Source organism: Vibrio furnissii CIP 102972 (assembly GCF_000176175.1).
Taxonomy (GTDB): Bacteria; Pseudomonadota; Gammaproteobacteria; order Enterobacterales; family Vibrionaceae; genus Vibrio; species Vibrio furnissii.
This window is the reverse complement of record NZ_ACZP01000013.1, coordinates 1,052,304-1,076,681: the sequence shown is the minus strand read 5'-3', so window position 1 is coordinate 1,076,681 and position 24,378 is coordinate 1,052,304. Positions and strand designations below refer to the sequence as shown.

The window sequence follows — 24,378 nt, the reverse complement described above, 5'->3', positions numbered from 1 at the left end:
CATGGCAATCCCAAATGAATATTGGGATTTGGTTGATAATATCGGTGGCATGAAAGGCAGTGAGAAGTCTGTATTAAACTTTTTGTGCCGCAAGGCTAATCCCAAAAAAAATTACTCATCTTGGCGTAGCGTGTCAGAAATGGCGAGGATCCTTTGTGTGTCTGAAAGGTCAGTGAAAAACGCCACTAAGGCGCTGTCTGACATGGGGTTAATCACAAAGCAGTTAAGAAAGGATTCATCCAGTATTTATGCATTGAATCTTGAGCGCATATCTCAACTTGGTAGGAGTAATCTTTGTCCCAACAAAGAAGATGATGTCACGGCGAATACGACTGAAGAACCACAACATGAGATTTGTAAGGGCAGTATTTGCCCCCCGTACAGGCAATATTTGCCTGATGGTGGGGCAGTATTTGCCTACAAGAACGCAAATGAGAACGTAATAGAAAACGTAAATACAGGGGGAACAGGGGTGCGTAAAAAAGTTACGCACGAAAATTTGTCTGATGAGATCATTGCATTCTGGAAAGCAATTCGTGCTCATGTGAGAGACGTGTACCAGGTGGGAAGATTTCCATCACGACCAAGCCAAGAAGATATCGAAGCAATGGAATGGGCTATTGATGAAATGCTACCTAATGGAGTGAGTGACAATGATTGTCGATTACTTTGCATCTATGTTGATGACGAGCTAGGAGAGCCTCACAGCGTTTTAAACCCAATAGTAAGGCTCAGGCTTGCCTATGGCGCCCATGAGTGGCCTGAGATGCGTTTCGGTGAGAAATTTTGGCAATACATGGAAGACTATAATCGCGACTAATTTTTTTGACTGTCCTTGACGTTTTGATGTTATCAATATGCCAGCTAAATATCCTTGAAGCTTTGTGCAGCAAGCATTGCAAGTCATTTCACTGACTAAATTTTACTATGGACTGTCAAAGTTATTGGATGAAATGGTGGCTGTTTGTAGCATGCAGGGTGCTAGTGAATGTTAGTATTAAAAGGCAAACTTTAATGGAGGTTGATCGATGACAAATGTAGACCTTTTTTTAGCGAGTTCATATCGAATCACGGATAGATACGATAGGTTTTGCCATGAGATGCTTATCGATTTGAACCCTACCAAAGCAGTTAGGCGCACCGGTTGTTATTCCCACAAATATGCCAAGCAGCAAGCGTGGCGACTTATGCGGAATCCTATTGTAAGGGCAAGGATAGCCGAACTAATGGAGCAGCGCATACAGAGTGCCGCCAGCGTTGAATGTGTTGGCATAAGATCAAACAGAGAGTCCAGTAAGCTCATGTTGTCTAGGGACGCCGCCTGGCTCATGAATTATCAGGATTAGATCTCTGCTTTGAGTTATCTCTATTAACTATCCCAAAAGGGCGAGGTTAGGGCGAGGTTAGAAAACGCCACGACCATGTTTTAACCGACATTAGAAATATTCTGGTTAAAATTTAATCTCCCGAAAAGTCAGGAGAATGCAAAGACGGATGAGGAAGAAATCAGGTGTAATAGGTTTTACTACAATGCAGGAAAACCCAACGCACAAGGAGGAAGGCCACTCACTGTATACAATGTAAACAAGAGTGATAGTTACATCGTCGTGGCCCAACTATCACCAGAATTTACCGCCCAAATTTGGACGGTTCAGAATACGAGTATCGTGGCAACGTTAGAAGGACAATAGAAAGCTTGTGGGATTTGTCTTTGGTTTCGGTAACTCAATCTGAGGAACCTACAATTGGAGGTGGTAAGCCAACAAAAATTTACCATGGAAGTAATAGCATTATTGTTCAACAAATATCCACACATATTTAAAAACAGGCACTTCCGCTTCATTTACTCCCAGGAAAAACCTGACATTGAGATTTACATTTATGAAACCTAACTACTGTGTTTAAATACAGGTCAATAATTGCGCGGAGGCTTTCAAATGGGAAATCTTAGACTGAGTAAACATGACGGAAGGGTTACTGGTGGCAATGGTGTATTAGACCTTTCAGGAACGAGAGACCTACTACATGCGTGGGGCAATTGGTCTAACAACAACACTTTCACCGATTGGTATCGAGAAGCTCCATACCTTGCTTCTGTGGCTCCTAAGCCAACACGCAATCATATCTCTATCACTGACGAACAAGCCGGTGTTATCGATAAAGCGATCGCTAACTTACTTCAAAACCATGATTCTCAGGCTATGGCTTTCCTGGTGCTTTATTATGTCTACGGGCTAAATAAGAGCGAAATCGCGCGACTGGCAACCATAGCCGATCGGGTTAAGTGTTCAGAGGGTAAGGTTAGAAATGCAATCCAGCTTACAGAATTCTTCTTGGCTGGTGTGTTCTTTCATCAAGGCTTGTTGAAACAGTTATCAAGCAAAGCAGCATAAGAGCAAGGGACAAAATTGTCCCTTGGAAGAAAATCAACCAGTTAAGAACAGCTGTAGCGGGAGTCGTTAACATGCGTTGGAGCGTGTTTTAGCCTCCGCTTAAGATTTTCTTTAGCAATGGATTTGATGTGTCATGATTTGCCGGTTGCAGTTCCAGAAATTGAGCCTCCGGATCAACTCGCCACCGACCGCCGAACTTAACGGGCTTAGGGTATATCTGGCCGTTCTTGGCATAACGTGAAAGAGTTGCTGATGTTGGAACATGACCAAACTTCTTGTCTGCCCATTCCTGTAACGAAACGTATGTGTTCATGGCTGTTGCCTTATTCACCCTATGTGGTGATATTGTCCAATTGGTGGAAGCTAGTTTATTGAACAGAGTTCGGATGTCAGTGTAGTGGATGAAATAGGAATCCGACATAGTGTCACTGTGACTCCATAAAGCAGTTTGAATCTGTTTGTTGAATGGAATTGCTTGTTGTTTAGCTGGCAAATGTGGAAATACTAAGCAGTTGCCTAAAGTAATGCTTTTTGAAATGCATTTGAAATAAGTGTTGGATATTTTTAAATAAAAACAATCAATTAAGTGCCCTGGTAGAAGCCCTTGCTCGCCACATTCTTAAAGGTCTGATTTATCAGGCCTTTTTTCATATCTGAAGGTTTTAAAGATAGCAAGAGCCCACACTGGAGCTCACACAATGTTATCTAATCAACGCCTAACATCACGCAAAACGCTTTACCTTTTTACTAGTCGAACAGGTGTTTATGCCTTTCGATGGAATGTTAGGGTCAATGGGAAGCACCACCAGCCAAGCTTGAGTTTAAAAACCAGAGATTACATGACGGCTGTTCGCTTTGCCTCCGACCTAGCAAGTCGAATCCTTCTGCTTTCAAACCCTACCGTTGATGAAATCAAATCTATTTACAGTGACTTTTCAGGAAGGCAGAAGAAACAAAGCTTGTTGTTATCTTCCATTGATATCGTGGACTTTCTTCAAGACTTGAGTGCAAAAAGTCAGACAGAATACCGCAACTGTTGGAATGGTTTTGTTAATTGTCTTGCTCCTTCAACGACACTAGATAGCGTGAGGAGTGCTCACATTGAAAAGTGGAAGCAAACACAGACCTGTAGCGCTACTACTATGAAGAAAAAACTCCGTTTACTCTCTAGCTGTTTCAATCGCCTAGGGCATAAGGTTGAAACTGAATGGTTCAAAATCAGTGTAGAGAAGAAGCCAGTTCGACCAACTAGAGCTATTGCTGAAAGCGAGCTTAAAATGCTCCTACAAGCCACAGAGAGATACAAGAATGAAGTGGATAGATGGAAGTACTATCTACCTCGTATTGCAGCTCTAACAGGTTGTAGGCTCAATGAGTTAGCTCAACTAAGAGTTGGCGATATTGACTTAGGTAAGCAACCAAGTTTGAGTATCAATGATTCTCATATTGATAAGAAACTCAAGAACTCAGCCAGTGAACGTGAGATTCCAATAACCAACGAGTTAAATAAGTTGTTCGTTGAACTGGTGGAAGGTCGAGGGGGTGATGAGCGACTTTTTGAGCTGCCTTACAGTAAATACAACGGTTATGTTGGCAAGCCTAGTAAGTTCTTTTCCCAACTGCTGAAGCAATTAGATATCTACAATGTAACGTTCCATTCTCTGCGTCACTATGTGGTAACAGAACTCTTCAATCAAGGAGTAAAAGAAGAATTGATTGGTGCTCTTTTGGGGCACAGCGTAGGTAAATTAACCACTGGTAAGGTGTATTTATCAGGCTTTAGTTACAGAAATAAACACAACGCCATGCAAATGTTAGCATTAAAGCATGACGATAGTTTCGTGCGAGAGGGGCTCTTTAGCTCGTTGGCTTGCGACTAGCCTTATTTCTTTCCAGCTTCTTCTTCGCAGCATCGTGTTCAGCATTAATAACAGACGCCACTCTTCCGTTGATGCGTTTGAGTATGGAAGCTTTAAGGCTAAATGCTTTGAACTCTTTACTGTTTTTTACTTTTCTATAGCCTCTAGCGTATTTTTTAGCGCTTTTTTCATCAATGTGATGAACGGCCTCACGGAGTTCTTTTTTGAGAGTCTTACTTTTGCTATAACCTTGCTGTTGTAGCGTGTTTATATGCCCTAAGATGCTTCGATATTGTTTTACTAAGGTTTCGATGTTACAGCCCGAAGATACACAATTATTGAAGTTAAACAATAAGTTGCGGACTTTAGAGACTCTCTTTCTTGATGGGGAAGTTTTATGAGAGTTAATGGTAACGTCGTGAACATCAAGTCTAGTGTTAGATAGCTTGATATTGCATTTCTTAGGGGAGCGATGCGGGCTAACTCCAACACGACCCATCATTCCGTATAACTGTTGCTTTAAGTCGTGCACTTCTTCATAGAATGGTTGGCACGAACTAATGTGAATGTCGTCGTAGTAGCGTGTGTAATGCAGCCCATGCTCGATACACGATGCAACAATGGAGTGTTCTTCTCTAAAGAAAACTAGGTTAGCAAGATAACCACTTAGTGGACTACCTTGTACTAGCTTACCATCCTTTGTGCAAAGCTCTGAAAGTAACAGGGATACATCAGGGGCAAATTTGAAGAAATGTTTGTATACGTTTTCGACTTGGGACTGCGTAATCGATGGAAAGAAGTCTTTAATGTCTTCGGACATTAACATTTTTGCACCAATATGGGACTCTGCATTAGCCACGTAACTCTTACCTAGCTGACCAGCAGCAATGTAAGCAGGGAAGCTCACACAAGAGAACACTCTATCTTTTAGTGAGTCTAATATAGGGCGAAGCTTGGGGGATGCTTTGTAAGTAACCCTTGGTTTAGAGCCACTCTTTTCCACTGTTTTTTTAAAATAATGAGAGTTGGATTTTTCCGCCAATGAAAGTAAGTCTCTTTGCTCTACTTGAAGTAGTCGGCAAAGTGCATCTATGCTGCTGATAGGTTTTTGCTTATAAACTGGAGAAAGGTTATGCACTAATTATTTCTCTTGCCAACTCTTTTAATTCATCGGTTAGTACGCTGAATGGCCCATCTTCATTTTCATCGCACATTAGTATCAATATGCTAAGCGGAATCTCTATTGCGGCACATATTTTTTCTAGGGAGGTTATCGAAGGGTCTCTTTTGTCGTTCTCTATCTTTGATAGGTACGATTTGTCCATGTCGGATAGCTGTGCGACTTGGCTTAAGGATAGTCCCTTAAGTAGTCTCAGCTCTTTTATGGTTTGTCCGATAGGTAACATAACTGGTTCGCTCTTTGTTGAAGGGAGGATTTATTTGGTCGGTTGCACATTCGAAAAGCATCTATCATCCTAAATCAATGTCACCGACCAGTAGTTTTAGAAGAGTTAATACCCTTACTGCACCTGCAAGCCACTGCATCTTATTTGGTTTTGATTCTACTTTCTCTAAAGACTCAAGTTGACGAATTGCTCCATCAATTTTGTCCAGTGTGCCCTTGTCTACTGTGTTAACGCATTTTTCTCTTGCCGCTTTTAGCGACGTGAGAGTTTCTTTCAATTTCATAAATAATACCTTTAGTTGAATTGTTGCCTAATCGGATACGGATGTACCCTGCCGCAATTGCACATCGTGACCGAATAGAAACACAGTAAACAAACCAACCAACACCTCCAGAGCAAATACTCTGGTATTTCCTGCCGCCAACATCATTATTCAACGATGCGATACGAGATATCCCGATAAGAAGATAAATTCGTATGTGGGCTGAAAACATAGTCCATTTTGAGTAAACAAATGAACGGCGGTTAAGCCAATTAACTAATCACGAATACTTAGGTATTTTGAAAGAGCGTTACAGACGGTTTCGTCTGCACATTTTTAGAATAGTGTAGGGTGGACTGAGAGTCAACACTTATTTTGCAGAATTACTGAGTTGTCATTTGAAAGGTCATGCCGTTGGTAGGGTTTAGTCGATAGGTATACATATGGTATTGAATCAGCGGTTTAATGTATGCACCGAACGGCCACATGTATTGACACTGAAAGGGGGGAAGTCTATTTGTGATTTCTCTCTTTTTCTTTCAGCGTACTTATTAATTGGTAGGATAAATAGTAGATTAACTAGTCTGTTCCTTAGTATGTTTGTGTCTACTCGATTAACATGGGGTGAAGCTTTATGCTACAAGGCCTGTAGCGAGATTGGATAGGGGTAGTATTCTGATGCTACATACTCTGTCAAAGAGAGAAGAAAGCCCCCAAAGGGGCCATCTCAGAACGGTGATTCATCTTCATCGGCCCACCAGCCTGAAGTAGGCACTGATTCATGTCTACTTTCAGGCTGAAGGGAAGGTGTAGACTCCACGACTACTGGCGTTTCAGTAAGTGCTTCTTCTACTTCCGTTCTAGTTTCCACAACGTCAGACTCGCTTGGCTCGTCAGAGCTTTCGCTTTCCAGTTCTTCTGTTGTTGGAATACCAAGCCATGTATAGAGTTTTGAAGTGTTGCCACCTTCAGGTGTGCTGCGGTAGTTCGCCCTCAAGAACCCTAATCGCTCAAACTTTTGAAGTGCGCTGTTCACGGTTGGACGAGTACAACCTACTTCTCTAGCGATACGATTTTGGCTTGGGTAGCATGTGAACACGGAAGGGTTTTCTTGATTACCGAAGTAACTAGAAAGTGTAATCAAAACGCACTTTTCAGTGGCTGTGATTCCGTGCGCTTGCTTTAGATTCGATTCAATGATGGTTTTCGTTATAGAAAACTGATTGACCATTTTAGGCCTCCTTAGTATTCGATTAAGGAAGCAATGGACGCTCTAAACCTCTTCAGCGCGCATCTATTAACTTTCCACTGCCTTGTGTATTAAAAGTTAAGTAACGAATATTACATTAGGATGCAGAGATATGCTGTATCGAAAAAGTAAAATCGTGTAAAATCAGCCCACACAAACGCACACAATCAACAGTGGGTTTGCTATCTTACTGAAGATAAGTCATTGACCTATATACGGCACATCGCCGTTAGGTGATGGTGAAAGCGTAGCTTTACGTATCGAGAGTTCGAATCTCTTGCTCACCGCCAAATTCTAAGCCCCAGCAGAAATGCTGGGGCTTTTTCGTTTCTGCAATCTCAACTAGATGCGTTTTGGCGTGACGCCACGTTTAACGCCGACAAGTCCAAAATTATGAGTAGTTTCATAGGAAGCCTCGATGCATATGGGTTAGACTGAAAGCTACCTCATTGTTTTCTAAGAATGTATTGATGACGTCGAAAGAGCGCAGAGCTGAAATTCTCAGTTATATCCAACTTCATCAGCGTGGCACGGTTCGCTATTTTTCAAAGCGCTATCAAGTGTCCGAAGTCACCATCCGCCACGATCTGAACATCCTTGAACGACAAGGTTGTGTGACGCGTTGCTATGGCGGCGCGCTGATCAACGCGCAATTTGCATTTGACCAGCCATTGCACGATAAAAAGCAGTTAAATCAGGACATCAAAAGCCAGCTCGGTGCGTATGCTGCCTCGCTGGTGGAAGACGGTGACACCTTAATTCTCGACTCCGGCTCGACCACAGAGCACATTGCATTTCATTTGACGCATAAAAAGCAACTGAAGGTGATGACGAATGCCATCAACATTGCGTACCACTTGGCTAATCACGAAGACATTGAAGTGATTGTGACGGGAGGGGTGATGCGCAAAAATTCGTATTCATTGCATGGCGAGTCCGGCGAAGCGCTGCTCGGCCAGTTTCGCTTCAATAAACTGTTTTTGGGTGTGGATGGTTTTGATAAGTCTGCGGGGATCACCACGCCCCATTCGGGCGAGGCCAACATCAATCGCAGCATGGTGGCAGCGGCTCAGATGGTGATCGCCGTGGCGGACTCTTCGAAATTTAACCGGCAAAGTTTCTGTTTAATCGCGCGTCCAGAACAGTTGGACATGCTGATTACCGATAGTGGCATTCCTGACGATTATCACCGTGAATTGGTGGCGATGGGGGTAGATGTGCGTTTGGTGGACCTGCTGCCAACGGCCTGATGATTGCCTCCTTTTCACCATGTGCCCCAAAGGGTGACCGCTGAATTTTAAGCTGACTTTCGCAAAGTGTGATCTCACGCAGGTCATGATGTGAAATTGCGCCGCTTTTTTAACCACTGCTTTCCCTTTCACTTTCACTTCCCTTATTTCCTTGAATTTCTGCGGTTAACCCTCGTTTGACTGTCGAATTATCGAAAGATTAACCTTTCACTTTTTGCGAAGTGAAAGGTTTTTTGTCGTTAAATCGAAAGGTTTTCCGCTGTGATCTGGCTTTCATTTTTCTCAAACAGCCCCTGATTAAATAAAAACACAACGAAGCGAAAGCTGTGGAAAGTCAACTGAAAGGCAACGAAAGGGGAGAACAATGATGACCAGCGCAGAACGTCGACAACGAATCATGACTCACATTCAGCAACACGGCTCGGGCAAAGTGGATGATTTCGCGCTGACCTTTAATGTCTCTGCCGTCACGATTCGCCATGACCTCAATGTGCTTGAAAAAGAAGGCTGTGTTTTTCGCTGTTACGGCGGCGCAAACCTCAATCCCAATTTCGCGTTTGACCAACCGCTACATCGAAAAGATCAACTAAATCGCACGACCAAACAGATGATTGCTTTGGCAGCCGCGCAGTTAATTAGCGATGGCGAAGCCGTCATTCTCGACTCCGGCTCAACCATCGCGTTGATGCCTCAGCATCTGACCCAGAAAAAATTAGTCGTGATGACGAATGCACTCAACACCGCGTACCAATTGAGCCACAACGACAATGTGGAGCTGCATGTTATTGGCGGCAGTTTGCGCCGCGCATCTTGTTCTCTAACGGGCCACCATGGCGAACAACACATTCGTTCCTACTTGTTCGACAAGTTGTTTTTAGGGGTGGATGGATTTGATTTACACGCTGGTATTACGACGCCCGATAGCCATGAAGCACAAGTGAATCGCGCCATGTGCGATGTGGCGAGGCAAGTGATTGCGGTGACGGATTCAAGCAAGTTTGGCCGTAAAAGCTTTTGCCTGATCCGCGCAGCCAACCAGATCGATGTGCTGGTGACCGACAGCCTCATTCCACACGCCACGCATCAAGCGCTGCTGGAGATGGGGGTGGACGTCATCATCGCAGACCACATTTCCTCACACCTTAAGTTGAACTAGGACAAACCATGAAAACGCTACTCTCGTTAATTCAGCAACATAAACAAGGACAAGCTAAGGGGATCTACTCCGTGTGTTCTGCGCATCCTCTGGTGTTGGAAGCTGCGATCAAACAAGCGGCGCGCGATGATCAACTGGTGTTGATCGAAGCGACATCCAACCAAGTGAACCAGTTTGGCGGCTACACCGGCCTAACCCCGCGCGCGTTTGCCGATGATGTGGTTGCTTTGGCGGCGCGCTTGAATTTTCCGAAAAAGCGCTTGGTTTTGGGCGGCGATCACCTTGGTCCAAACTGCTGGCAGCATTTGCCTGCACGACAAGCGATGGAGTATTCCGCACAGCTGATTCACGACTACGTCACCGCCGGTTTCAATAAAATTCATCTCGATTGTTCGATGGCTTGCGATGGAGACGACATGCCGCTCAGTGAAGCTGTGATGGCCGAGCGTGCGGCGCAGCTGTGTATGGTCGCCGAGCAAGCGTGGAAAAGCCGGGGTGGCGAAGCGCCGTTGTATGTGATTGGCACAGAAGTGCCAATTCCGGGGGGCGCGCTTGAATCGTTGCATGAGCATGACATGCAAGTGACGCAGCCAGCGCAAGCCATTGCGACGTTGAATGCGCATCATCAAGCATTCAGTGATTTAGGGTTGGCGTATGTCTGGCCGCGCGTGATTGGCTTGGTGGTGCAGCCTGGCGTGGAGTTTGATCACCATGATGTGCATCACTATCAAAGCCAAAAAGCACAACCACTGAGTCAAATGATTGAGCACCAGCCACACTTGGTGTTTGAAGCCCACTCGACCGATTACCAAAACCCTTCGGCTTATCATGCGCTCGTGCGTGACCATTTTGCGATTTTGAAAGTGGGGCCTGCGCTGACGTTTGCATTGCGTGAAGCACTCTTTGCGTTAGATGCGGCAGAGAAAGAGTGGTTGGGCGCGCATCACGCCTCCCACCTGCGCGACACCATCGAACAAGTGATGCATGAACAGCCCAATCACTGGCGTTCTCATTATCAAAGCAAAGGGCATCAGCAATTCTTAGATTGCACCTACAGCCTGAGTGACCGCATTCGTTATTACTGGGCGCATTCGGACGTGCAAGCAGCGCAGCAGATCCAGTTGACCAACCTTATTGATAACCCCTTACCGACGACGTTATTAAGCCAATACTTGCCTAATCAGGCTCGAGCGATTGCGCAGCAACAGATTGCCAATCATCCCGCGGAGATCATCATTCACAAAATCATGGAAGTGACTCAGCGGTATGCCGATGCTTGTTATCGCAATGAGGCTGAGTATCAGGAGACGATTTAATGACAGCTTATTTAGGTTATTCATCCGCTTGGCTTGCCGAACATCGCGCGATTCATACGGCTCAAGAGATCTCGCATCAGCCTGCGTTGTGGCGCGCGTTGGCGCAAAGTTTGGCGCTGCAAGCTGAACGCATCGACGGCTTTCTTACGCCACTGTTACAGCGTGACGACCTACGAATTATTTTGACGGGTGCGGGCACATCTGCGTTTGTTGGGGATGCCGCGGCGCCGTTTTTGCAGCCGGAATTGAAATTTCAAGTGGCGTCAATTCCAACCACGGACCTAGTGTCTAACCCGGAGCAGTATCTGGATGCCGCCAGTCCGACGTTGCTGGTTTCCTATGCGCGTTCTGGCAACAGCCCGGAAAGTGTTGCTGCGGTTGAGCTGGCGGATCAGCGAGTCAACGAGTGCTATCACCTGTTTCTCACGTGCAATGGCGATGGTGAACTTTCTCGTTACGCCGAACACGCTCCGAATGCGTTGTGCGTATTGATGCCAGAAGGTTCAAACGACAAAAGCTTTGCCATGACTTCCAGCTTTAGTTGCATGTTAATGGCCACGCTGGCACTGCTGGGCGCTTCATCAATGGCGGCAGTGCGTGCCACTGCCGAGTTGTGTGAACGCAAATTGGCGGAGTGGCAAAGCGCCGTCAAACAACTGGCTGCTCTGCCTTACGAGCGCTTGATTGTGCTGGGCAGTGGCGGATTTTCTGGCCTTGCCCGTGAAGCGTCGCTCAAGTCATTAGAGCTGAGTGCAGGCCACGTAATGACGGCGTTTGACTCTTCATTGGGTTTTCGCCACGGGCCTAAATTTACCATCAACCACCAAGCTTTGGTGATTCAACTGCTGTCGAGCGATGACTACACGCGTCAATACGATGTGGATCTGCTGCGTGAAATTCGCCGTGATAATCAGGCGCTGCGTCATGTGGCGCTGACTGAAGCGCCTCTTGATGAAGAAGACGTTTTTGAGTTGGGTCGTTTGAACCTTGGTGACCGCTGGCTCTGCTTCCCATACATCCTGTTTTGCCAAATGTTGGCGTTTGAAAAATCGCTTCAACTGGGATTGGGGCCAGACAATCCGTGCCCGACCGGCGAAGTGAATCGCGTTGTGCAAGGCGTCACCATTTATCCCTATTCACCGCAACCTGATGTGAATCAGTAAGGACCGGATCATGCCAAATATTGTACTCAGCCGAATTGATGAACGTTTGGTGCATGGCCAAGTGGGCGTGCAATGGGTGGGATTTGCCGACGCCAACATTGTGGTGGTGGCCAATGATGAGGTGGCCGAAGACACCATTCAGCAGAACCTGATGGAGATGGTGCTGGCAGACGGAATCGCCATTCGTTTTTGGACGGTACAAAAGACCATCGACACCATCCATAAAGCGTCGGACCGTCAGCGCATCTTGTTGGTGTGTAAGACTCCGCACGACTTTCGCCGCTTGGTGGAAGGTGGGGTTCCGATTGCCGCGATCAACGTGGGCAACATGCATTACATCGATGGCAAAACACAAATTTCTAAAACGGTTTCGGTGGATGCCGAAGACGTGGCGGATTTTCAACAACTCAAAGCACTCGGCGTACGCTGCACCATTCAGGGCGTCCCAACAGAAAGTGCAACAGACCTCTTCACTCTACTCTGATTAAGGATATTCACTATGGAAATAGGACTTTTTCAGGCGTTGATGTTGGGCATACTGGCCTTCTTGGCCGGTCTTGACCTTTTCAATGGCCTGACTCACTTTCACCGGCCGGTGGTCTTAGGACCGTTGGTTGGTCTGATTCTCGGTGATTTACACACCGGGATTTTGGTCGGCGGAACGTTAGAACTGATCTGGATGGGGCTTGTGCCACTGGCTGGCGCGCAGCCGCCCAATGTCATCATTGGCACCATCGTGGGCACCACTTTCGCTATCACGACCAACGTGGAACCAAACGTTGCAGTTGGGGTTGCCGTTCCCTTTGCGGTCGCGGTTCAGATGGGCATCACCTTGCTGTTCTCCGCTATGTCAGCGGTGATGTCGAAGTGCGATGAATACGCCAAGAATGCCGATACTCGTGGCATTGAACGAGTGAACTATTTCGCGCTGGCGGTGTTGGGGAGTTTTTACTTCTTGTGTGCTTTTTTGCCCATCTATCTGGGGGCTGACCATGCAGGTGCGATGGTTGCGGCGCTCCCGAAAGCATTGATTGATGGCCTAGGGGTTGCGGGGGGCATTATGCCGGCGATTGGGTTTGCCGTGCTGATGAAAATCATGATGAAGAATGCCTATATTCCGTACTTCATCTTAGGGTTTGTCGCCGCCGCTTGGCTTCAACTACCCATTTTGGCAATTGCTTGCGCCGCCACTGCGATGGCCATCATCGATTTTATGCGCAAGTCAGAACCAACGCCTGTTAACGCTTCAGCCGAGGATCTTGAAGATGGAATCTAATGTAATCAACCAAGCGGTGCCGCAGAGTCAGACCTCCGTTCAGCCTGCGCCAAGCGTTTCTGCCGACGAATATGAGAACAAAGCGATTGGGGCCGAGCTCACTAAAGCCGATATCAACAAAATGGCTTGGCGTTCGCTGCTTTTGCAAGCGTCCTTCAACTACGAACGTATGCAAGCCTCAGGTTGGCTTTACGGATTGCTTCCGGCACTGAAAAAGATTCATACCAATCAAGCGGATCTATCCAAAGCAATGCAAGGACACATGGGGTTCTTCAATACTCACCCATTTTTGGTCACGTTCGTGATGGGTATTGTGCTGGCGATGGAACGCTCTAAACAGAACATCAACAGTATTCAGAGCACCAAAATTGCTGTCGGTGCGCCGATGGGCGGCATTGGGGATGCCATGTTCTGGCTGACACTGCTACCCATCTGCGGCGGTATCGGTGCGGACCTTGCGCTGCAAGGTTCCATCATGGGGGCGGTGTTCTTCTTTGTGTTATTTAACGCGGTGCATTTTGGCTTGCGCTTTGGTTTGGCGCACTACGCCTATCGCATGGGGGTTGCCGCTATTCCAATGATCAAAGCCAACACCAAAAAAGTTGGTCATGCCGCGTCGATGGTGGGGATGACCGTCATTGGTGCACTGGTCGCGACATACGTTCGCCTTGCGACCACCGCTGAAATTACAGCCGGGGACGCGGTAGTTAAACTGCAAGCCGATGTGATTGATAAGTTGATGCCTGCCTTCTTGCCCTTGGTGTACACCTTGTTGATGTATGCCTTGGTGAAACGTGGCTGGAGTCCGTTAAAGCTCATCATCATCACCATGGTTTTGGGTGTGGCCGGGCGATTTATGGGCGTTCTGTAACATCGAATCGCACACAGCAACGGGGCTGAGGTGTCAGCCCCAATCAAGGAGACCTCTATGTTAGCGGTAATACTATCAGGTCATGGCGCGTTTGCTTCGGGCATGGCGCAGGCGGTGCATCAGGTGATTGGTGAGCAAGATCAGTTTCGATTCATTGATTTTCCTGAGCAGATGACCACGCCACAGTTGGAGGCAGCAATGCGCCAAGCTATGAAAGAGATCGACAGTGGCGAAGGCATTGTCTTTCTGACCGATTTACTTGGCGGGACGCCCTTTCGCACCGCATCGCTGCTGAGCCAAGCACGCCAAGATATTGAAGTGATCACGGGAACCAACATGCAGATGACGGCGGAAATGTTGCTCGAAAGGGATGCGCTGTCACTGCTTGAGTTTCGCAATCTCGCATTGGAATGCGGTCATCGTGGCATCACCTGTTTGGCCGTAGAAATGGCGGCGAAAGCCCCGCTTAGCACAATGGTAGCAGACGATGGAATCTAAATCGCACGCACACTGTTTTCGCGCTCAGCGAGTGCTGCATGGTAAGCAATGGCTGCAAGACGCCGTGGTGACGGTCGATGAAAACGGAACGATCAGCGCCATCGAACCGTATGACGGTCAGCGTCATGCCGATGCGATTCCTCTTGGCCCTGTGGATTTGATGCCGGGGCTGATCGATAGCCATGTGCACGGCAGCCAAGGGTGCGATGTCATGGATGCGACGCACGACAGCCTCAATACCATGTCGCGCTATTTCGCCACTTTGGGAGTGACCGCGTTTGTCGCAACAACCGTGACGGCGCCTGTGGCCAAAATTCGAGCGGCACTGGCACAAGTGGCCAAAAGTAAGCACGACGGCGTCGAGGGGGCTGAGATTCTTGGCGCGTATTTGGAAGGGCCCTATTTCACCGAAAAAAACAAAGGCGCGCACCCGACCCAATGGTTTCGTGAGTTGGCCGTAGAAGAGCTGGAAGATTGGATCTCTTACAGCGACAACCAACTGCTCAAAGTGGCCTTAGCGCCGGAAAAAACTGGCGCGCTGGACGCCATTCGTTATCTCGATGCGCATGGCATTCACGTCATGTTGGGCCACAGCGACGCCAGTTACGAGCAAGTGAAGGCGGCGTTGGCGGCGGGCGCAAAAGGGATTGTGCATTGCTACAACGGAATGCGCGGTCTGCATCATCGCGATCCGGGCGTGGTGGGCGCGGGGTTGCTACATCCGCACTGCTTTGTGGAAATGATTGCTGATGGTCACCATGTGCATCCTGCCGCGATTGATGTTGCTCATCGCTGCTGTGGCTCGCGCATGACATTGATCACCGATGCCATGCGCGCGACTGGCATGCCAGATGGGCAATACACCTTGGGCGAATACCAAGTCGACATGAAGCAAGGGGTAGTCATGACTTCCTCGGGAGGATTGGCCGGCAGCACATTAACATTGCTTCGTGGCGTCAAGAACATTCACCGTTGGCTCAATGTGCCGATTGAGCAAGCGTGGCTGATGGCGTCGTATACGCCCGCCGAATCGTTAGGCATTCAACATCAGCTGGGGAGCTTGGAAGTGGGGAAATTCGCTTCCATGGTTGCTGTCAGTTCTGATTTCTCAATTGAAAAAACGTGGGTGAAAGGGCGTCTGGTCTTTGATGCCGTGGCCTCACCCCGTCAGGAGGCTCTATGTATCTAATTTCTTCTCGTGAAATGTTAAAGCGCGCTCAACAGGGCGGTTACGCGGTGCCCGCATTCAATATCCATAACCTCGAGACGGTGCAAGTGGTCGTCGAAACCGCGTCTGAAATGGGGTCGCCCGTGATCCTCGCAGGGACGCCGGGTACTTACGAATATGCAGGGACCGATTATCTCATCAGCATTTGTAAGGAAGCGGCGCACAAGCATGCCATTCCGTTGGTGCTGCATTTGGATCACCACGAAACACTGCCAGACATTCGCAGCAAAGTGGAACACGGCATTCGTTCGGTGATGATCGATGGTTCACATTACGCGTTTGAACAAAATATTGAGGTGGTGAAATCGGTGGTGGCGTTTTGTAACCGCTTTGATGCCAGCGTGGAAGCTGAGTTGGGGCGTTTGGGCGGGCAGGAAGATGATTTGATCGTCGACAGCGCCGATTCATTGATGACGGATCCCGCTTCTGCGGCTGAATTTGTGCGTCGAACTGGCATTGATTCATTGGCGGTGGCCATTGGCACGGCACATGGTTTGTATAAAGCAGAACCTCACCTCGATTTTGACCGCTTGGAAAAAATCCAGTCGGTGGTGGACATTCCACTGGTTCTGCATGGCGCATCGGGCGTGCCGGACGACATGGTGAGACGCGCGATTGCGCTTGGCGTGTGCAAAGTGAACGTGGCGACCGAACTCAAAATCGCGTTTTCTAACGCGGTCAAAACGCATTTCTCCGAACATCCTGATGCCAACGACCCAAGGAAATACATCACACCAGGGAAAGCGGCCATGAAGCGAGTGGTCATGGATAAAATCCGTCTGTGCGGCAGTGAAGGTCAGTTGTCGTCTCGCTGAGTGTTTCACTCATACTTCCCCCTAACGCTCTAAGTATGAGTCGGGCACTGGTGACAGTGCCCTTTTTTTGTGGCCACCGACGCTGCGTGCAACGGTCTCCCTGCAGCGCGAGAAAATGTAGACATGAGACTCTTGTCAATTAAATGTGTCTGAATTTGGACTGAGTGTTGTACTTTTGGTGGCTTGAGCGTTTAATCGAAGGCTCATCAATAACAACAATGAATGAACTGCATTGGCCAGCCCCGTTTTCTTTGTCGCTTGCGCCCGCTTTTCATCTCGGTACAACGTCTATTCCATGAAATACCACGATTTTGAAACGTTTCTTGCTAGCTTGAAACAGTGTGAACGCATCATCGTTCAAGCCCATGATTTTCCAGACCACGACGCTTTAGGCTCGGCCTTTGCGTTGGCTTATCTTCTACGCAAGCTCGGCTTCAAGCCATTCATCACTTACCACGGTTTTATCGACCGCATTTCGCTACGCAACCTGATTGAATGGTTGCACATTCCCATCGTCAAACCGCATCAACTGGGGTTGACGCCCGATGACAAAATCATTGTGGTCGATGGCTGTATTGGTGAAAAGAACGTGACGGATTTCCCGGGTTTGGAAGTGGGCGTGATCGATCACCATCAAGTCAGCGCTCCTGACTTTGTGTGGTATGCCGATATTCGTCCTGATTACGGCTCAACGGCGACCATGATGGTTGAGTATTACAATCAGTGTGACGTCGACATCCCAGCTAAAATCGCCACCGCGTTGCTGGTGGGACTCACATTTGATACCGCGAATTTTACGCGCGCTGTTGGGCCTGCAGATATTCATGCCTTGCTGCAACTGCAATCCAAGGCCGACATGGCGATGGTCAATCGCATTTGCCGTAATCAAATTGAGTTTCACGAACTTAAACTGTTCGACACCTTGCTTGCGTCCATGAAGCGAGAAAAGAACTGCGCGTTCGCGGTGTTGCCGGAAGGGTGCAGCAAAAACATGCTGGGTGTACTGGGGGATTTCCTGCTGGGTGTCGATGAGATCGACATGGTGGTCTTGAGTGCCAGAAGCAAAGAGAAAACCTTTCTTTCACTCCGCTCAGAATGCCAACACAACAACGTGGCGCGCATTGTGCGCAAAGCCTTGAACGACAGCGGTATCGGCTTTGGTGGTGGTCACCCTCACATGGCGGGTGGGATCATCAACCACATGTATCAACTCGCGGATGAATTTGATTACGTATACGATTTGATTAAGCCACAGTTGCAATTAAAAGAGTCGTAGCCGCGACGCTTCGTCGTCTCCGTTTAGCCGATGCTGTGTTGTCATGGCATCGGTGCTTACCAGAGTCAGCGATCGTTTCTGATCACGCGAGCGTGCCTTCATTCCTTGAATCATCACGGTGACTTGTCATTGTTTTTATCAATATTATTACGCCATTATGCGCGCGTCCTAAATATTTTAGTGGCAGTCGATAACAAGGCTATAAATAAGCTGAACGCGTGGCCGTTCATTTAAACAATGACCGGATGAGTGGTTTTAATGTTCTTCTATTTTTATTTCGACCAATCCCAGAACAAACACATGGGTGTGCAGGAGATGAATCACCCCATGATTTGGAATCGCATCATTTGGGAGGACTTCAAATAAAATCCTATCAATACAACCTGCTTTGAATGCGCTGGGTTGTATCTATTCATGTTGCTGATTTATCAGTGGGTTTGCGCTGCACAAAATAAGAAATGAATCACAAATTCGATGTCAGTGTTATTTCATTAAGTCATCTTTAATATGAATTGTTTATGCGGGAATGATTCATTTAGTGCGATGTGTCGATATTATTAACGCAATTCTTATTATATTTCGAGTGTGATTGAAATCATAAAATAAAAATTCATAATTGTAGGGAATAACCTGTTTAACGAGCGATTTGATTTTGATCATTTTTCCCGTTTTATATTAGGAGGAGCATGTGTGCCCTGTTCCTCATGTGTAGGTTATTTTATGACAACTCCTGTTCCAACTGAACGCAAGGTGACGTTTGGGTGCTATATCGCACTGGCGTTTGCCGTGGTGTTCTTCTCTGGTTTAATGCAATCCAATGCGTGGTATGGCGTATTCGACTTCACCACATTAAATGGCTCTTTCGGTAAGGTGGCGCACGGCGTCACGACCACGGCCGATGGCGTCGTCCAAGCCGCCACCACGTCTTTCCGTGGTACGGGCGGTAGCGGCGCACGCGATGGCTTTATCTTTGCACTCACCCTGATCCCAACGGTGATGTTCGCACTTGGCATGATCAATGTGCTAGAGCATTACGGCGCACTTGAAGCGGCTCGTAAGCTACTGACGCCTTTACTACGCCCAATCATGGGGATTCCTGGGAATACCGGTTTGGCGCTGATCGCATCGCTGCAAAGTACGGATGCTGGCGCAGCCATGACTCGCCAACTGAAAGATGAAGGGCATCTCACCAAACGCGAAACCGACGTGTTTACGATGTTCCAATTCACCGCCGGTGCGGCCATTGTGAACTTTTTCTCTTCTGGTGCTGTGCTGTTTACGCTCACCATGGCAGATGGCTCTTTGGCGGTGTCGTCGTCGATTGGTCTGGCAGTGGTGGTGATGTTTGCCTTTAAGATCGTGGGTGCGAACCTGTTCCGTGTGTACCTCAACATCACGGAAGGCAAAGAAGACAAACAAGGTAAGAAAGACGCGAAGCATTTGACAGAGGAAGCGGCACAATGAGTAACCCAAAAGCAAGTAAGCCAATGGTGACGGATATTTTCGTCGAAGGCGCTAAGAAAGGTTGGGTGATCGCAACCACGTCAACAGTGCCAAACGTGCTGATGGCGTTTGTGATTATCGCTGCACTACAAATCACCGGTGCGCTGGATCTGATGGGCACGGTGTTTTCTCCAATCATGGCGGTCTTTGGTTTGCCGGGTGAAGCTGCTGCGGTATTGATCGGCGCGTGGATGTCGATGGGCGGCGCTGTGGGCGTGGTGATCACGCTGTTCGACCAAGGCATTTTGAACGGTACTCACATCGCGATTTTGGCACCTGCTATCTATCTGATGGGGTCTCAGGTTCAGTACATGGGTCGCATCATGGGCCCTATCGGGACTGAAGGTCGCTACATTCCAGTGATGATCATCATTTCGATTATCAACGCATTTGGCGCCATGCTGGTCATGAATTTGTTTGTCTAGGAGTTCATCATGCAATTTTCTCTTAACGAATACCTCGAAGAATTGCGTCCGCTGATCAATGTCGATTGTGGGACGTACACCACCGACGGCATCGAAGTGGTTGCGGCGCAGTTTGAAGCCAAGTTCCAAGCCCTGCCGGGTTGGACAGTTAAACGTATCGATTGCGGTAAAGCGGGTGTCGGTCTAGAAATCCGTAATCAGCCCGAGGCAGCGCATATCGACGTCATGCTGATTGGCCATATGGACACCGTATTCCCAGTTGGGACGGCCGCGCAGCGCCCGATGTCGACGGATGGCGAGAAAGCGTATGGTCCGGGTGTGTCGGACATGAAATCTGGCCTGCTGAACATCGTGTATGCGATGCGTCATCTAGATCCAGCAGTGCTGGACAACCTGTCGGTTTGCATCTGCATGAACCCGGATGAAGAAACGGGCTCGCTGGATTCGGTCGATTGGATTCAATCGGTGGCCAAACACGCCCAGCATGTGTTGGTGGCAGAAGCGGCGCGTGCAGACGGCGGTTTGGTGAAAGCGCGAAAAGGCATGGCACGCTACAAAATCACCTTTAATGGCGTCGCTGCCCACGCGGGGAACGATCCGGAGAATGGTCGTAGTGCGATTACCGAAATGGCGCACTGGATTCTGGCCATCAATGCGATGACTAATTTTGAATCCGGCACCACATTGAACGTTGGGATTGTATCGGGTGGCGATGGCGCGAACATCGTTCCTGATCATGCAGAAGCCATTGTCGACGTTCGTTTCTGGAGCAACGACGAGTACGATGACGTCGACACCAAACTGAATGGTTTGGCAAGCGCGCCATTTACCGCGGATGTTCACGTGACGCTTGAACGCGAAGCGTACAAACCATCGATGATGCCAAGCGCGCAAACTGAAGGTTTGATGCAGCTGGTGGAAGCTGCGGCAAGCGAGCTGGCGATTGACATCAATTGGAAAGCGGTTGGTGGGGGCTCTGATGCCAACAATACCGCCATTCTTGGTGTACCGACTCTCGATGGCCTTGGCCCGATTGGCGCCGGTTTCCACAGCGATCAAGAGTACTTGTTGCTGGCATCGATTGAGCCACGCATTCGCCTGCTGATGCGTGTGATTGAAAAATTGGCGTAATTGGCCCAATCCTGTCTGCAAATCCCCGGGGCTTCCTCGGGGATTTTTTTATCCGTCCTTGCTGCGCGACTAAACGCGCGGGCATGTCTCTTGCCTTGCCTTCAGTATGAGCCTTCTGTATTAGCCTGCTGCTTGACCTTTTGCATTTCACTTCTGCATTGAGAGGCGAATTGGGGGACGATCACGCCCAAACTGCTGCACCTTTGCGCTCTTACACGTCAATCACCCACTTCATTCAGACGACGTTCCGGTTTAGTGATATAACTGATGTCATACACTGAAAAATACTTTCAGCCCGCTCGACTCACGATTCAGGAGATAGGTATGCAATTATCCGATTCCGCACTATTCCAACAGCAATGTTTTATTGATGGCCATTGGGTGTCCAGTGACGATGGTCAAACCGCGACCGTGACCAATCCATTTGATGATTCGGTTATTGGTACAGTGCCTGAATTGACTGCGGCACAGGTGAAACGTGCGATTGCATCTGCGCAGATCGCGCAGCGTGCGTGGGCAAAAGAGACGGCTGCCACGCGTTCTGGTGTGTTGCGTCGTTGGTTCAATCTGATTGAGCAACATCAAGATGATTTGGCTTACCTGATGACTTGTGAACAGGGCAAAGCGCTGTCCGAAGCCAAAGGTGAAATCGGCTACGCCGCGAGCTTTGTGGAATGGTATGCCGAAGAAGCCAAACGTGCGTACGGGGAAATGATTCCCACACACAAAGCCGATGCACGCATTTTGGTGTCTCGCGAACCGGTGGGGGTTGTGGCCGCCATTACACCGTGGAACTTTCCTGCTGCGATGATCACGCGCAAAGCGGCGCCTGCGTTTGCTGCTGGTTGCGCGGTGGTGCTCAAACCGGCGCCCGATACGCCATTCACTGCGCTTGCGTTAGCCGAACTCGCCAAACGTGCCGGTTTGCCGGATGGTTTACTGCAAGTGGTAACGGGCGATGCGATTTCAATTGGTGAAGTGCTGACCAAAAGTAAAACGGTGCGCAAGTTGTCGTTCACGGGTTCAACGCGCGTGGGTAAAATCTTGATGGAACAATCGGCATCCAACGTGAAAAAGTTGTCGCTGGAGCTGGGGGGCAATGCGCCATTCATCGTGTTTGATGATGCCGACATCAATGCGGCGGTCGACGGGGCGATGATCGCCAAATTCCGCAACGCGGGTCAAACGTGTGTGTGTGCCAACCGCATCTACGTGCACGACAGCGTGTATGAGCAATTTACCGCCAAATTGGTGGATCGCGTGCGCAAACTGAAGGTGGGCAACGGATTAGACGCCGGAACACACATCGGCCCGCTGATTAACGATGCGGCGGCATCGAAAGTACTGAGTCACATCAGTGATGCGGTGGAGAAGGGCGCCAAAGTGGCGTTTGGGACATTGCCTCAACATGGCAGCCGCTTGCTGGTTCCCCATGTCTTGACCGACATGAGCGATGACATGCTGGTGGCTCACGAAGAAACCTTTGGCCCGCTGGCGGCACTGTTTCGGTTTAGTTCGGAAGAGGAAGTGGTGGCGCGTGCCAATGCCACCGATTTCGGCTTGGCCGCGTATTGCTATACCCAATCGTTGGCGCGTGCATGGCGAATGAGTGAAGCATTAGAAAGTGGCATTGTTGGAATCAATGAAGGGCTGATCTCCACCACGTTGGCCCCGTTTGGTGGTGTGAAAGAGTCCGGCTTGGGACGCGAAGGTGCCAAGCACGGACTGGAAGAATACCTAGAAGTGAAATACACCTTAATGGGCGGCTTGAACTAACTCATCACGCACGCCTGGGTTTAAGGCGTTTTAGGTTGCTCTTGTTGTAACAGCACCCATTTCAGCGGGCCATTGGTTTCAAAATCATTGGCTCGCTGACAAATCATATACACGGCCCCGATCTGCAAGACCGACCCTTCGGAATACGCTTTATCGTCGTAATAACAGACGCGCTTGCCAAGGTTTCCATCCATCAACAGGGTATTGTGTTGGTTGGATGTGGACGCGGTGTTGGTGTGCATACTGGCGGCGTGCACACTGGCGGTCAGCGCCATTGCGGCCCATACGCTGAGGGGTTTAATCATACATGGACTCCTTTTGCGCCCAGATTAAGGTTGCAGCTTCGGCTCACCCAAGAGGCGCCGATAGCGTGGGAGCATACTCTCATTGCCGAGCAGTCCCCCTTGATGAATGTAAATCATCGATTTAGCAGGTTGAGTGGGTAACCATTCTATCAGACAACGCCACATCAACGGATCGTAAAGTAACTCAAATTCCACCCCCGTCTGTGCATGGAGCGCTTGCCAAATCGCATAGTCTTGTGGATCAAGGCGACCAAAATGATGCTTGGATGAAGGCGAAATGATGGTGGGATGGGCCGTTTCACCCAATGCCAGAAATTGCTGCGTCAGATAAGTCTCGCCCCCCACGCAAGGACAAGTGACCACCTCGATATGATGTGAAGAGAGCGCTTTATGCAAATACAACGCGGTTGTACCCGTGCCGGCCGGGAGCGCCACACGCCAGGGGTGTTCCGGTTGCGTTGCTATCCATGCCAATAACTCTTCGGCGAGCTGAGTGACCCCCTGCTCAGCGAGAACACTGCGGCCGCCTTCTTCCACCGACAAACAGGCGTCATCGGGTTGGCGAACCTGTGCAATGTAATCACGCGGATGAGCGAAACCCAGTGGCCGAGTTTCAATGAGGCGAGCCCCCAATGCCAATGCTGCCCGATAGTTGCCAATGGGCGTGGCTTGCAGCCACGCAGGCAGGTGATCAACGTAGAACTCAAGTTGCCAACCGCGTAAGTGTGCAAGCGCAGCCAACGAGTAGAGCGAATTGGCCTGCGCTGAACCGTAGCTGATCAAGGTGGTGATGTTGGGATAATGCCCCGTCAGCAAGCTCATCAATTTGCGCGCTTTGTTGCCGCTAAATTGCGGATGTAACCAGTCATCCCGTTTGAGATAAAACGCGTGGCCGGAAAAATGATGTGGAGTGATCGGGCTATGGGCAAGCTTCATGTTAAGCGATATGTAAAGGCGATGACGCATAGTGTGCCTTGAACGGCAGACGAAAAAAAGCCCAGAACAAAGACGATCTGGGCTGATACAAACATAGGAGTTAATAAGAAAAAGCAGCGTAAATGTCAGTTGGCAGAAAGAAGAACGTTCGACGGCCTGTAAAACTCTTAAAGCTCTGGCAACTACGATAATTCAGACCGGGCCGCACAGAAAGAGTTCCCAGAAAAGATAAAAAAAATTCACATTTTTCAGAATTAGAGCTGGATCAAGCTGTTAGTTGTACA

Annotated in this window: 26 protein-coding genes; 19 read left to right on the top strand and 7 right to left on the bottom strand. The window is 48.7% G+C overall.

The window, feature by feature from the left end; genetic code table 11:
• The first annotated feature begins 1 nt into the window (after position 1).
• The 3 genes from VFA_RS08975 (at position 2) to VFA_RS08965 (ending at position 2,393) form a co-directional block, all read left to right on the top strand.
• Positions 2-820, top strand: coding sequence for a helix-turn-helix domain-containing protein (locus VFA_RS08975; RefSeq protein ID WP_004726395.1), 819 nt, complete (start codon positions 2-4; stop codon positions 818-820).
• Between the two features lie 208 nt (positions 821-1,028).
• A complete protein-coding gene (locus VFA_RS24290) occupies positions 1,029-1,346 on the top strand; it encodes a terminase small subunit (RefSeq protein WP_038151300.1) in 318 nt (105 codons plus the stop codon).
• Positions 1,347-1,937: 591 nt separating this feature from the next.
• Positions 1,938-2,393 (top strand): antiterminator Q family protein, encoded by a 456-nt coding sequence (locus VFA_RS08965; RefSeq protein ID WP_038151299.1) that lies wholly within the window; start codon positions 1,938-1,940, stop codon positions 2,391-2,393.
• An 88-nt stretch (positions 2,394-2,481) separates the two neighbouring features.
• Here VFA_RS08965 and VFA_RS08960 read toward each other — a convergent pair whose 3' ends face one another.
• On the bottom strand, positions 2,482-2,706 hold the full coding sequence (locus tag VFA_RS08960) for an excisionase (RefSeq protein WP_038151458.1): 225 nt from the start codon (positions 2,704-2,706) through the stop codon (positions 2,482-2,484).
• Between the two features lie 385 nt (positions 2,707-3,091).
• Here VFA_RS08960 and VFA_RS08955 point away from each other — a divergent pair, with 385 nt between their 5' ends.
• Positions 3,092-4,273, top strand: a complete 1,182-nt coding sequence (locus VFA_RS08955; RefSeq protein WP_004726394.1) for a tyrosine-type recombinase/integrase — start codon at positions 3,092-3,094, stop codon at positions 4,271-4,273.
• Here the strand turns inward: VFA_RS08955 and VFA_RS08950 are convergent.
• The 4 genes from VFA_RS08950 to VFA_RS08935 form a co-directional block, all read right to left on the bottom strand.
• A complete protein-coding gene (locus VFA_RS08950; protein WP_004726393.1) occupies positions 4,251-5,390 on the bottom strand; it encodes a reverse transcriptase family protein in 1,140 nt (379 codons plus the stop codon). The two genes, VFA_RS08955 and VFA_RS08950, sit on opposite strands and share 23 nt — an antisense overlap.
• Positions 5,383-5,658 (bottom strand): helix-turn-helix domain-containing protein, encoded by a 276-nt coding sequence (locus VFA_RS08945; RefSeq protein WP_025637826.1) that lies wholly within the window; start codon positions 5,656-5,658, stop codon positions 5,383-5,385. Before VFA_RS08945 ends, VFA_RS08950 begins: the two co-directional genes overlap by 8 nt.
• Positions 5,659-5,722: 64 nt before the next feature.
• Positions 5,723-5,941: a hypothetical protein gene (locus VFA_RS08940; RefSeq protein WP_025637825.1), complete on the bottom strand. Its 219-nt coding sequence runs from the start codon at positions 5,939-5,941 to the stop codon at positions 5,723-5,725.
• 706 nt (positions 5,942-6,647) lie between these two features.
• Positions 6,648-7,151 (bottom strand): helix-turn-helix domain-containing protein, encoded by a 504-nt coding sequence (locus tag VFA_RS08935; RefSeq protein WP_038151295.1) that lies wholly within the window; start codon positions 7,149-7,151, stop codon positions 6,648-6,650.
• A 488-nt stretch (positions 7,152-7,639) separates the two neighbouring features.
• On the opposite strand from VFA_RS08935, the gene agaR (VFA_RS08930) reads away from it, so the two are divergent.
• The 15 genes from agaR (VFA_RS08930) to VFA_RS08860 all read left to right on the top strand — a co-directional run bounded on the left by agaR (VFA_RS08930) (position 7,640) and on the right by VFA_RS08860 (position 22,853).
• Entirely contained in the window at positions 7,640-8,419 is a 780-nt protein-coding gene (gene agaR, locus VFA_RS08930) for a transcriptional repressor AgaR (RefSeq protein WP_004726392.1), read from the top strand.
• Positions 8,420-8,786: 367 nt separating this feature from the next.
• Positions 8,787-9,575 carry a transcriptional repressor AgaR gene (gene agaR / locus VFA_RS08925; protein WP_038151454.1) on the top strand — a complete coding sequence of 263 codons (789 nt, stop codon included), beginning with the start codon at positions 8,787-8,789 and terminating at the stop codon, positions 9,573-9,575.
• A gap of 8 nt (positions 9,576-9,583) precedes the next feature.
• Positions 9,584-10,891, top strand: a complete 1,308-nt coding sequence (locus VFA_RS08920) for a D-tagatose-bisphosphate aldolase, class II, non-catalytic subunit (protein WP_004726390.1) — start codon at positions 9,584-9,586, stop codon at positions 10,889-10,891.
• Positions 10,891-12,054: an SIS domain-containing protein gene (locus tag VFA_RS08915; protein ID WP_004726389.1), complete on the top strand. Its 1,164-nt coding sequence runs from the start codon at positions 10,891-10,893 to the stop codon at positions 12,052-12,054. Before VFA_RS08920 ends, VFA_RS08915 begins: the two co-directional genes overlap by 1 nt.
• Positions 12,055-12,064: 10 nt before the next feature.
• A complete protein-coding gene (gene agaV, locus VFA_RS08910; RefSeq protein WP_004726388.1) occupies positions 12,065-12,538 on the top strand; it encodes a PTS N-acetylgalactosamine transporter subunit IIB in 474 nt (157 codons plus the stop codon).
• Positions 12,539-12,553: 15 nt separating this feature from the next.
• Complete coding sequence (gene agaW, locus VFA_RS08905) at positions 12,554-13,330, top strand: PTS N-acetylgalactosamine transporter subunit IIC (RefSeq protein ID WP_004726387.1); 777 nt, start codon at positions 12,554-12,556, stop codon at positions 13,328-13,330.
• Complete coding sequence (gene agaE / locus VFA_RS08900) at positions 13,320-14,201, top strand: PTS N-acetylgalactosamine transporter subunit IID (protein WP_004726386.1); 882 nt, start codon at positions 13,320-13,322, stop codon at positions 14,199-14,201. The genes agaW and agaE overlap by 11 nt, the downstream gene beginning before the upstream one ends.
• Before the next feature lie 57 nt (positions 14,202-14,258).
• Positions 14,259-14,699, top strand: coding sequence for a PTS galactosamine/N-acetylgalactosamine transporter subunit IIA (gene agaF, locus VFA_RS08895; RefSeq protein ID WP_004726385.1), 441 nt, complete (start codon positions 14,259-14,261; stop codon positions 14,697-14,699).
• Positions 14,689-15,888 carry an N-acetylglucosamine-6-phosphate deacetylase gene (nagA, locus tag VFA_RS08890; protein WP_004726384.1) on the top strand — a complete coding sequence of 400 codons (1,200 nt, stop codon included), beginning with the start codon at positions 14,689-14,691 and terminating at the stop codon, positions 15,886-15,888. Before agaF ends, nagA begins: the two co-directional genes overlap by 11 nt.
• Positions 15,879-16,742 carry a tagatose bisphosphate family class II aldolase gene (locus VFA_RS08885; RefSeq protein ID WP_004726383.1) on the top strand — a complete coding sequence of 288 codons (864 nt, stop codon included), beginning with the start codon at positions 15,879-15,881 and terminating at the stop codon, positions 16,740-16,742. Before nagA ends, VFA_RS08885 begins: the two co-directional genes overlap by 10 nt.
• A gap of 295 nt (positions 16,743-17,037) precedes the next feature.
• Entirely contained in the window at positions 17,038-18,018 is a 981-nt protein-coding gene (locus VFA_RS08880) for a DHH family phosphoesterase (RefSeq protein WP_004726382.1), read from the top strand.
• Positions 18,019-18,738: 720 nt separating this feature from the next.
• Positions 18,739-19,482 (top strand): nucleoside recognition domain-containing protein, encoded by a 744-nt coding sequence (locus VFA_RS08875; protein ID WP_004726380.1) that lies wholly within the window; start codon positions 18,739-18,741, stop codon positions 19,480-19,482.
• A complete protein-coding gene (locus VFA_RS08870; protein ID WP_004726379.1) occupies positions 19,479-19,946 on the top strand; it encodes a YjiG family protein in 468 nt (155 codons plus the stop codon). Before VFA_RS08875 ends, VFA_RS08870 begins: the two co-directional genes overlap by 4 nt.
• 9 nt (positions 19,947-19,955) lie before the next feature.
• Positions 19,956-21,077, top strand: coding sequence for a M20 family metallopeptidase (locus VFA_RS08865; RefSeq protein ID WP_004726378.1), 1,122 nt, complete (start codon positions 19,956-19,958; stop codon positions 21,075-21,077).
• Between the two features lie 324 nt (positions 21,078-21,401).
• Positions 21,402-22,853 carry an NAD-dependent succinate-semialdehyde dehydrogenase gene (locus VFA_RS08860; RefSeq protein ID WP_004726377.1) on the top strand — a complete coding sequence of 484 codons (1,452 nt, stop codon included), beginning with the start codon at positions 21,402-21,404 and terminating at the stop codon, positions 22,851-22,853.
• A gap of 20 nt (positions 22,854-22,873) precedes the next feature.
• Here VFA_RS08860 and VFA_RS08855 read toward each other — a convergent pair whose 3' ends face one another.
• Positions 22,874-23,158 (bottom strand): YnjH family protein, encoded by a 285-nt coding sequence (locus tag VFA_RS08855; protein WP_004726376.1) that lies wholly within the window; start codon positions 23,156-23,158, stop codon positions 22,874-22,876.
• A gap of 24 nt (positions 23,159-23,182) precedes the next feature.
• Positions 23,183-24,094 carry a 1-aminocyclopropane-1-carboxylate deaminase/D-cysteine desulfhydrase gene (locus tag VFA_RS08850; protein ID WP_172475404.1) on the bottom strand — a complete coding sequence of 304 codons (912 nt, stop codon included), beginning with the start codon at positions 24,092-24,094 and terminating at the stop codon, positions 23,183-23,185.
• Between the last annotated feature and the right edge of the window lie 284 nt (positions 24,095-24,378).

Excerpts from the sequence above, each read along its gene's own strand:
- VFA_RS08975 (WP_004726395.1), top strand. The coding sequence starts at position 2 with ATGGCAATCCCAAATGAATATTGGGATTTGGTTGATAATATCGGTGGC.
- VFA_RS24290 (WP_038151300.1), top strand. The coding sequence starts at position 1,029 with ATGACAAATGTAGACCTTTTTTTAGCGAGTTCATATCGAATCACGGAT.
- VFA_RS08965 (WP_038151299.1), top strand. The coding sequence starts at position 1,938 with ATGGGAAATCTTAGACTGAGTAAACATGACGGAAGGGTTACTGGTGGC.
- VFA_RS08960 (WP_038151458.1), bottom strand. The coding sequence starts at position 2,706 with ATGAACACATACGTTTCGTTACAGGAATGGGCAGACAAGAAGTTTGGT.
- VFA_RS08955 (WP_004726394.1), top strand. The coding sequence starts at position 3,092 with ATGTTATCTAATCAACGCCTAACATCACGCAAAACGCTTTACCTTTTT.
- VFA_RS08945 (WP_025637826.1), bottom strand. The coding sequence starts at position 5,658 with ATGTTACCTATCGGACAAACCATAAAAGAGCTGAGACTACTTAAGGGA.
- VFA_RS08940 (WP_025637825.1), bottom strand. The coding sequence starts at position 5,941 with ATGAAATTGAAAGAAACTCTCACGTCGCTAAAAGCGGCAAGAGAAAAA.
- VFA_RS08935 (WP_038151295.1), bottom strand. The coding sequence starts at position 7,151 with ATGGTCAATCAGTTTTCTATAACGAAAACCATCATTGAATCGAATCTA.
- agaR (WP_004726392.1), top strand. The coding sequence starts at position 7,640 with ATGACGTCGAAAGAGCGCAGAGCTGAAATTCTCAGTTATATCCAACTT.
- agaR (WP_038151454.1), top strand. The coding sequence starts at position 8,787 with ATGACCAGCGCAGAACGTCGACAACGAATCATGACTCACATTCAGCAA.
- VFA_RS08920 (WP_004726390.1), top strand. The coding sequence starts at position 9,584 with ATGAAAACGCTACTCTCGTTAATTCAGCAACATAAACAAGGACAAGCT.
- VFA_RS08915 (WP_004726389.1), top strand. The coding sequence starts at position 10,891 with ATGACAGCTTATTTAGGTTATTCATCCGCTTGGCTTGCCGAACATCGC.
- agaV (WP_004726388.1), top strand. The coding sequence starts at position 12,065 with ATGCCAAATATTGTACTCAGCCGAATTGATGAACGTTTGGTGCATGGC.
- agaW (WP_004726387.1), top strand. The coding sequence starts at position 12,554 with ATGGAAATAGGACTTTTTCAGGCGTTGATGTTGGGCATACTGGCCTTC.
- agaE (WP_004726386.1), top strand. The coding sequence starts at position 13,320 with ATGGAATCTAATGTAATCAACCAAGCGGTGCCGCAGAGTCAGACCTCC.
- agaF (WP_004726385.1), top strand. The coding sequence starts at position 14,259 with ATGTTAGCGGTAATACTATCAGGTCATGGCGCGTTTGCTTCGGGCATG.
- nagA (WP_004726384.1), top strand. The coding sequence starts at position 14,689 with ATGGAATCTAAATCGCACGCACACTGTTTTCGCGCTCAGCGAGTGCTG.
- VFA_RS08885 (WP_004726383.1), top strand. The coding sequence starts at position 15,879 with ATGTATCTAATTTCTTCTCGTGAAATGTTAAAGCGCGCTCAACAGGGC.
- VFA_RS08880 (WP_004726382.1), top strand. The coding sequence starts at position 17,038 with ATGAAATACCACGATTTTGAAACGTTTCTTGCTAGCTTGAAACAGTGT.
- VFA_RS08875 (WP_004726380.1), top strand. The coding sequence starts at position 18,739 with ATGACAACTCCTGTTCCAACTGAACGCAAGGTGACGTTTGGGTGCTAT.
- VFA_RS08870 (WP_004726379.1), top strand. The coding sequence starts at position 19,479 with ATGAGTAACCCAAAAGCAAGTAAGCCAATGGTGACGGATATTTTCGTC.
- VFA_RS08865 (WP_004726378.1), top strand. The coding sequence starts at position 19,956 with ATGCAATTTTCTCTTAACGAATACCTCGAAGAATTGCGTCCGCTGATC.
- VFA_RS08860 (WP_004726377.1), top strand. The coding sequence starts at position 21,402 with ATGCAATTATCCGATTCCGCACTATTCCAACAGCAATGTTTTATTGAT.
- VFA_RS08855 (WP_004726376.1), bottom strand. The coding sequence starts at position 23,158 with ATGATTAAACCCCTCAGCGTATGGGCCGCAATGGCGCTGACCGCCAGT.
- VFA_RS08850 (WP_172475404.1), bottom strand. The coding sequence starts at position 24,094 with ATGAAGCTTGCCCATAGCCCGATCACTCCACATCATTTTTCCGGCCAC.